6 protein-coding genes and 2 pseudogenes are annotated in these 7,738 nt (G+C 53.0%); 1 reads left to right on the top strand and 7 read right to left on the bottom strand.

What is annotated here, in order from left to right; all coding sequences use genetic code 11:
* The 5 genes and pseudogenes from OEL57_RS11395 to OEL57_RS11415 all read right to left on the bottom strand — a co-directional run.
* Positions 1 to 352 (bottom strand): annotated as a pseudogene (locus OEL57_RS11395) (sodium:proton antiporter); the annotation flags it as partial.
* A gap of 20 nt (positions 353 to 372) precedes the next feature.
* On the bottom strand, positions 373 to 1,542 hold the full coding sequence (locus tag OEL57_RS11400) for a sodium ion-translocating decarboxylase subunit beta (RefSeq protein ID WP_300740657.1): 1,170 nt from the start codon (positions 1,540 to 1,542) through the stop codon (positions 373 to 375).
* Between the two features lie 6 nt (positions 1,543 to 1,548).
* Positions 1,549 to 1,914, bottom strand: coding sequence for a biotin/lipoyl-containing protein (locus OEL57_RS11405; RefSeq protein ID WP_300740658.1), 366 nt, complete (start codon positions 1,912 to 1,914; stop codon positions 1,549 to 1,551).
* 25 nt (positions 1,915 to 1,939) lie between these two features.
* Complete coding sequence (locus tag OEL57_RS11410; protein ID WP_300740659.1) at positions 1,940 to 2,509, bottom strand: OadG family protein; 570 nt, start codon at positions 2,507 to 2,509, stop codon at positions 1,940 to 1,942.
* A gap of 214 nt (positions 2,510 to 2,723) precedes the next feature.
* Positions 2,724 to 4,277, bottom strand: coding sequence for an acyl-CoA carboxylase subunit beta (locus tag OEL57_RS11415; protein WP_300740660.1), 1,554 nt, complete (start codon positions 4,275 to 4,277; stop codon positions 2,724 to 2,726).
* A gap of 237 nt (positions 4,278 to 4,514) precedes the next feature.
* Here OEL57_RS11415 and OEL57_RS11420 point away from each other — a divergent pair, with 237 nt between their 5' ends.
* Positions 4,515 to 5,864, top strand: a complete 1,350-nt coding sequence (locus OEL57_RS11420) for an FAD-dependent oxidoreductase (protein WP_300740661.1) — start codon at positions 4,515 to 4,517, stop codon at positions 5,862 to 5,864.
* A gap of 294 nt (positions 5,865 to 6,158) precedes the next feature.
* On the opposite strand, the gene OEL57_RS11425 is transcribed toward OEL57_RS11420, so the two are convergent.
* Complete coding sequence (locus tag OEL57_RS11425) at positions 6,159 to 7,205, bottom strand: 2-oxoacid:ferredoxin oxidoreductase subunit beta (RefSeq protein ID WP_300740662.1); 1,047 nt, start codon at positions 7,203 to 7,205, stop codon at positions 6,159 to 6,161.
* Positions 7,202 to 7,738, bottom strand: a pseudogene (locus OEL57_RS11430) (2-oxoacid:acceptor oxidoreductase subunit alpha); the annotation flags it as partial. The gene OEL57_RS11425 and the pseudogene OEL57_RS11430, both read right to left, overlap by 4 nt.

Consider the following 7,738-nt stretch of genomic DNA (forward strand, 5'->3'; position numbering starts at 1 on the left):
AATTGTCCAGTACTGAACTGAGAAAAAAAGTGACAAAACCCACCAGCCAAAGCAGTGATGAGAGCTTGGTGGTGCGGATGCGGGCGGTAATCACCTCAAACCCGTTATGGGCATCCACCACCTCAACAATGGTCATAGCCCCCATCAGAAAAAAAACAATCTGGGCCGTAGCTGCCAGGGATTCGTTTAACTGGTTCCCCACCAAAACATGGTCACCACTGGCCACGGCGTAGATGGTCCAGAGCAGACCTGCACCAAGTAGGGCAGATGCTGATTTATTAACCTTTAAGGGATGTTCAAGGGCAATGGCGGCATAGGCAACAACAAAGACAAGCACCAACAGGGAAAGCATCACAGTAAACTCCTCACGTTTCAGTGTCCCGACAAGCGGCTGATCATGTAACCGGCGGCAACAGCAGTGCCAATCACCCCTGCCACATTGGGCCCCATGGCATGCATCAGCAGATAGTTCTGAGGATCATACTCACTCCCCACAGTCTGGCTTACCCTGGCTGCCATCGGTACGGCAGATACCCCGGCAGAACCGATCAACGGATTTACCGGATTGCTGGGCGATAACTTGTTCATGATCTTTGCCATCACCACCCCGCCAGCCGTTGAAACACCGAATGCAATCACACCCATGGCGATGATTACCAGCGTGGTTGAGCGTAGAAATATCTCGGCCTGCATGGTCATTCCCACCGCCGTACCAAGGAAGATGGTGGTGACATTGATGATCTCGTTCTGACAGGTCTTGACCAGACGATCCACCACCCCTGATTCCCGCAGCACATTACCCAGCATCAGCATGGCCACCAGGGCCGAGGCATCCGGCACCACCATAATGCAGAGCACCATTACCACCAGCGGAAACACCAGTCGTTCCAGCTTGCTGACCCTGCGCAGGCTCTTCATCCTGATCCTGCGCTCTGCATCGGTGGTCAAGGCCCTCATGATCGGCGGCTGAATCAAAGGCACCAGACTCATATAGGTGTACGCTGCCACGGCAATCGGTCCGATCAGGTGCGGCGCCAGCTTGTTTGCCAGAAAGATCGAGGTGGGGCCGTCAGCGCCCCCGATAATACCGATGGAGGCTGCTTCGCCCAGCGTAAAAATACCAAATGCCACCGCACAGAACATGGTTGCAAAGACCCCGATCTGAGCAGCCCCCCCCAGTAGCAGGGTACGCGGGTTGGCGATCAGCGGACCAAAGTCAGTCAAGGCCCCTACCCCCAGAAAGATGATTGGCGGAAAAAGCTCAAGATGGATCCCCTGGCTGATGTAGTAATACAGACCTGCTGTGGGATAGAACATGCCGTCAATGGTCCAGCCCCCATCATACAGGGCGCGTGTAGGCAGGTTGGCCATTAATGCACCAAAGGCGATTGGCAATAGCAGTAAGGGTTCATACTGTTTTTTAATAGCCAGATACAACAACAACCCGCAGATGGCCCACATGATCAGCATCGGTCCGGTAATATACTGGAACCCGGTGTCATGGATAAACATCTGCATGACTTCATTCAGGACGTTTGACATTGCAGGTTACCCCTCAATCTGCATCAGGCACTGTCCTTCATCCACCGCATCGCCTTCTTTGACCAGCACGGTTAGCACGGTGCCACTTGTTGGTGAAACAACCGGGGTCTCCATCTTCATGGCATCCAGTACAATCACTGTCTGATTAGCTGATACCACGTCACCCGGCTTGACCAGACATTTAAAGACCAGCCCGACCATGGGGCAGATAACCGTAGTGCAGCCCTCAGCCACCGGCACTGTTGCAACTGGCTGCACCAACGGAGCTTGAACAGAGGAGCTACGGACTATAGGCGCAGGGCCGGTATCTTCCAACAGCTCCACCGTCACTTCGTAGGCCTTGCCTTCCAGGGTAATCCTCAGTTTTTTCATGGTGACATGCTTCCTTTCAGAAAGTCTATTTCAGACGATGCGACTGTAGAACACTGCGCCCTTGTGCTGCCCAGTTCAGATCTTTTGCGGTCAGCGGTTTAAACTTCTCCACCCGAACCGGGCCACCCAGCTTCTCGCTGGCTGCGGCTGTCAGCAGAACCACCAGTTGCTGATCAGTCAAGCCCGGGTGCATCCCGGATATGACAGGAGCAGCCTGCGATGACGCCACCGGTGTCGAAGCAGGAACTGTTGCATCGCCCTCCAGCTTTTTAAGCAGCCGTCCAATGGCCGAACAGATCAGGCTTAAGCCTGCCAGCACCACAATCACCACAATCAAGCCGGTAAACTGAAATTCAACCAGCCCCCCCAGGGTGTAGGGAACAGCCTGACCATCCTTGGACAGGTAACTTTCACCATACTTTACCTGAGATAGTTTTTTAACAGTTGCTCCCGGTTGACTGCCTGCCTTCTGCTGCTGCCGGGCAGCTTCAGCATGCTGCCAGGTCTTGTAGAGCACCGTACCATCAGGCAGCACCTTAAAGATTGCCGGATTTTGAAGGACAGTGGTAGCGGGCTGTTCTGTTGGTGATGACATAATTGCTCCTGATAAATTAACCTGCAAAAAGCAATTCACCACAGAGGATGCAGAGGTTCGCAGGGTAAAAACAAGCATTTATAGAGCTACTCCGTTTAACCAAAAGGAAAGGGTTAACTCATTTTATTGTTTTTTTGATTTTCCTCTGTTTTCCTCTGCAACCTCTGCGGTAATAACAGTTTTAAGGACCATTAGCGCCTTGCTAAAAACTGCGTTACAGCGGTATCAGGCCGTGCTTCTTGGCTGGCCTCGTCACCCGCTTGGTCAGCGATATCCGCAAGGCCTGAGCAACCCGTGTCCGCGTTTCAGAGGGTTCGATCACGTCGGTCACCATATCACGGGAGGCTGCCTGATACGGTGTGGCAAAATGTTCACGATAGAAACGAATCAGCTCAGCCGCTTTCTTGCTTCGATCCGGCGCAGCTTCGATCTCCTTTTTGTAGATGATCCGTGCCGCACTTTCAGCTCCCATTACCGCGATCTCGGCACAGGGCCAGGCAAAGATGAAGTCAGCACCCATATCCTTGGAACACATGGCCAGATAGGCACCACCGTATGCCTTGCGCATGATCACGGTGATCTTGGGCACCGTGGCAGCGGCATAGGCGAACAGCATCTTGGCGCCGTGGCGGATAATGCCGCCCCGTTCCTGGGCCAGGCCGGGCATAAAGCCGGGGACATCCACCAGATTGATCAGCGGCACGTTAAAGGCGTTGCAAAAGCGGATAAAACGGGCTGCCTTGTCTGAACTGTCAATATCCAGACAGCCTGCCTTGTAGGCTGGCTGGTTGGCAACAATCCCCACCACCATACCGTTGATCCGCCCGAAACCGATCACTATGTTGCGGGCAAAGTCACGCTGCACCTCAAGCCACTGCCCTGGATCCATCAGACGGCCAATTACGGTATAGACATCAAAGCCGACCTTTGGATCATCAGGCACCAGTTCATTCATTCCCTCATCATGTTCAAGAACCACTTCCGTGGGGATGGCATGGGGCGGGTCCTGCAGGTTGTTCAGTGGCAGGAAGCTGATCAGCTGCTGGGCAATCTGGATGGCATGACGGTCATCTTCAGCAATAAAATGGATATTACCACTGACACTGGCATGGGCCTCGGCAGAGCCGTACTGCTCAATCGGCGCAACCTGACCGGTGGCGGCCTTGATCACCTCAGGCCCGCAGATGAACATGCTGGAATGGGTACGGGTCTGAATCAGAAAATCCATCAGGGCCGGACTGTAGGCAGCGCCACCGGCGCAGGGTCCGGCAACAATAGCTATCTGCGGTACCACCCCGGAAGCCGCTACATTCTGGTAAAAGACCTGACCATAACCGGACAGGCTATGGATCGCCTCTTGAATCCGGGCGCCGCCTGAATCATTAATCGCCACCACCGGGATACCGGTTTCACAGGCAATGGTCATGATATCTTTGATCTTCTTGGCATGCATCTGCCCCAGAGCGCCACCACCCACGGTAAAATCCTGGCTGTAGATTGCCACCGGGCGGCCATCCACATTACCGGTACCGGTCACAACCCCGTCACCCGGCATACATTTGTCAACAAAGTCAGGCATATGGCAGGCATGATTAACATGCATACCGTACTCACTGAAAGAATCACGGTCAAACAGCAATTCTACCCTCTCACGGGCGCCCAGACGGCCTTCAGCATGGCGCTTTTTCATCTTTTCTGCGCCACCACCGGCCAACGCCTCGACCCGCCGTTGACGCAGTTCATCAAGCAGCTCTTTTTTGATAGCCATGCTCATACTCCTTTGCTCGTAAAACAAACGGATGCGCCTTGGTCACAACTATAGAGCAAGAAACATGATTAGCAAGGCAGCTGATTTCATTTTCATCATATAAAACAATGCTTTATTTTTTTAGATAGTGAGGATACCCTTAAAAAACAGACTGCTAGAATAAAAGCGGTGCAATGCATATAAATGCGCAGATTATGTATTCACCTGAACAGACCAGTATTTGAACGGAGTTAAACCATGACAACAGGACGTCTGATGGTAATCGGTGGAGATGCAGCAGGCATGAGCGCAGCTTCAAAAGTACGTCGCCAGAAGCCAGAGCGGGAGATCGTGGTATTTGAACGATCGCCCCACACCTCCTACTCTGCCTGCGGCATGCCCTACTTTATTGCCGGTCTGATCGACAGTGCCGATAAGCTGGTGGCCCGTTCACCGGAAAAATTCCGTGAGAAATTCAACATTGATGTCCGTGTACAACATGAAGTGCTGGAGCTTGACCCGACTGCACAGCGGGTACGGGTGAAAGATCTGATCAGCAACAATGAAGCATGGGAACCCTATGACCAGCTGCTGATCACCACCGGCGCCCAGGCTATTTTCCCTCAACTGGAAGATAGTAACGCCGATGGCATTTTCTCACTATCCACTTTAGCAAGTGGCATAAAAGTATATGAATTTATGGATAAACATCTTCCCCGCAAGGCGGTGGTGGTAGGCGGTGGCTATATTGGTCTGGAGATGGCTGAGGCACTGGTGCGGCAGGGTCTGCAGGTAAGCCTGATTGAAAAAGGGGAGCAGGTAATGGGTACCCTGGACCCGGATATAGGCCAACTGGTTTCCGAGGCTCTGCGGGAGATCGGGGTAACGCTCTACCTGCATGAATCCCTGACCGGTTACGAACAGAGTAATGGAATGGTAACCGGCGTGGTGACTGATCAACGCACTATTCCGGCAGACCTGGTGATTGTAGGACTGGGTACCCGCCCCAACACCGGCCTTGCTAAAGATGCAGGTATCCTGCTTGGTGAAAAAGGTTCCATCCGGGTCAATCCACGCCAGCAGACCTCTGCTCCAAATATCTGGGCTGCCGGAGATTGTGCCGAGAGCTTCCATCTGGTCAGCCGCAAACCGTTTCATGTTGCCCTGGGTACCGTTGCCAACAAGCAGGGCACAGTGGCCGGCACTAACCTTGCTGGCGGGTATGCCACCTTTCCCGGTGTGGTAGGTACTGCAGTCAGCAAGATCTGCAAGTATGAGGTGGCCCGTACCGGCCTGATGGAGCGGGAGATAACCGGGCTCGGATTGCAGTACAAAACAGCGACCACCAAGACCAAGACACGGGCCGGTTACTACCCCGGTGCTGGCTGGATCATGGTCAAACTGCTGGCTGAACTGGGGACTGGACGGCTGCTGGGTGGCCAGATTGTTGGTTTGGAAGGGGCTGCCAAGCGGATAGATGTACTGGCAACGGCACTGACCGCAGGCATGACCGTCCAGCAGATTGTTGATCTGGACCTGTCCTATGCCCCGCCTTTTTCACCGGTCTGGGACCCGGTCCAGACCGCTGCGCGGCAGTTGTTAGGATAGTGGCTTATAAGAACCAGAAAGAGCTGTTGGCCGCTAGAGAACGCAAAGATCTCAAAGAGTTTTTACCTAAAACAATCAACCCTAAAAACGGCAATTCATATCCACGAAGAGCACTAAGATTCAATAAGTAACAAGAAACAAATGATTCACCCAAAAGGTTGCAACAGTTTTGACTTGAAGAATTTGTTTTTCTTGGTTTTTCTTCGAGTCCTTCGTGGACAACTGTTTTTTCCAGGTTAACCGGTCAATTTTCCTTTATTTCCTTGCGTTCTTTTGCGGCTACATACCGTTATATTACAGATATTCAGCCATCATCTTATCCAGCGCTGCTGGCGGTGGACGTAATGTCGAGTCGGGCAGATGCACCAGTGGTGTAGCAACCAGTTTTTCACGCTCAACAACGGTTTTTCGCTCTTCATTGATATACAGCAGCCCGGTGGTAAACAACTGGCTGGCCCGCCCTTGCTCCAACAAGCTGATGGCAGCCATCCGATCAGTTGGGTCATACTCCTGATCAGTCTTTTTCAGGCGGATGATGGAACCGTCATGCAGCGTCACATCCCTGATTGTGCCAGGCTCATACACTGCCTGAATCTGGTCATGTTCCAACGGAATAAAGTTTATTTCATGCAGCGGCAGCTCATGTTCCCTACCCCAGACATAACTCTTGGTTGAACCTTCACCGTTGTTGAAGCTGACGCAGGGGCTGATGATATTCAGCACCGCAGTGCCACGGTGGGAAAATGCCGCCTTGATCAGCGTCTGCAGCTGTTTAGGATCTCCGGCAAAGGATTGAGCAACAAAGCCGCAACCGGCAATGATCGCTTCAAGACAGAGATCAATCGGCGGAATTTCGTTTAGACCGCCATGTTTCTGCTTCTGTCCCAGATCAGCGGTTGCAGAAAGCTGCCCTTTGGTTAAACCATAGACGCCGTTATTTTCGATCAGGTAGACCATATCCACATTGCGGCGCAACAGGTGCTTGAACTGGCCCAGACCGATGGAGCCGGTATCACCGTCGCCGCTGACACCAAGGGCAATCAGCTCTCTGTTGACGGTGGTTGCGCCGGTGGCAATTGACGGCATCCTCCCATGCAGGCTGTTGATACTGTGGGAACGTCCCAAAAAGTAGGCCGGGCTCTTGCTGGAACAGCCGATACCGCTGATCTTGGCAATCCTGGTCGGATCAAGACCAAGGCTGTAGACTGCATCAATGATGACATTGGCAATGGCATAGTGGCCGCAGCCGTTGCAGAGTGTTGAGCTGGCACCGGTATAATCCGCCCTGCTCAGGCCGATACGGTTAACAGCCGGTGTTGGAGTGGTGGCGGTTGTTATCATGGCTGCTCCTTTGCTTCATAGGCCTTAATTGCTTCACAAATCCAGCGTGCGGTCAGAGGAAGTCCATCACACTTGGCAATGGAGATGATCCGGTCAGCATCCGCAGGGGCGTGCAGTTGGATCAATGCCCGCATCTGGCCATCCAGATTATTTTCAACAACATACAACCGCTTATGTTTTTTGATGAATGCTGTCAGCTGGCTCTCCAGCGGTAAGGCACGCAGCCGTAGGTAGGAGCTTGGTATGCCCTCTGCCTGCAACAGATCCCGCGCCTCCTGCAGGGCAGGATCACTGGTGCCATAGGCAATCAATCCGACTTCTGCAGTACCGTTATGAACAATAATTGGTGCCGGAATCAGTGTACGGGCATGATCATGCTTTTTAGCCAAACGAACCAGATTGGCAGACCAGTCTTCAGGGCGTTCACTGTAGGCTGCAGCCTGATTGTGACCGGTACCCCGGGTAAAATAGGCAGCTGCTGGGTGGTTGGTACCGGGCAGGGTCCGGTAGCAGATGCCGTCTCCATCAATATC

This window comes from Trichlorobacter sp. (genome assembly GCF_030247655.1).
GTDB lineage: Bacteria > Desulfobacterota > Desulfuromonadia > Geobacterales > Pseudopelobacteraceae > Trichlorobacter.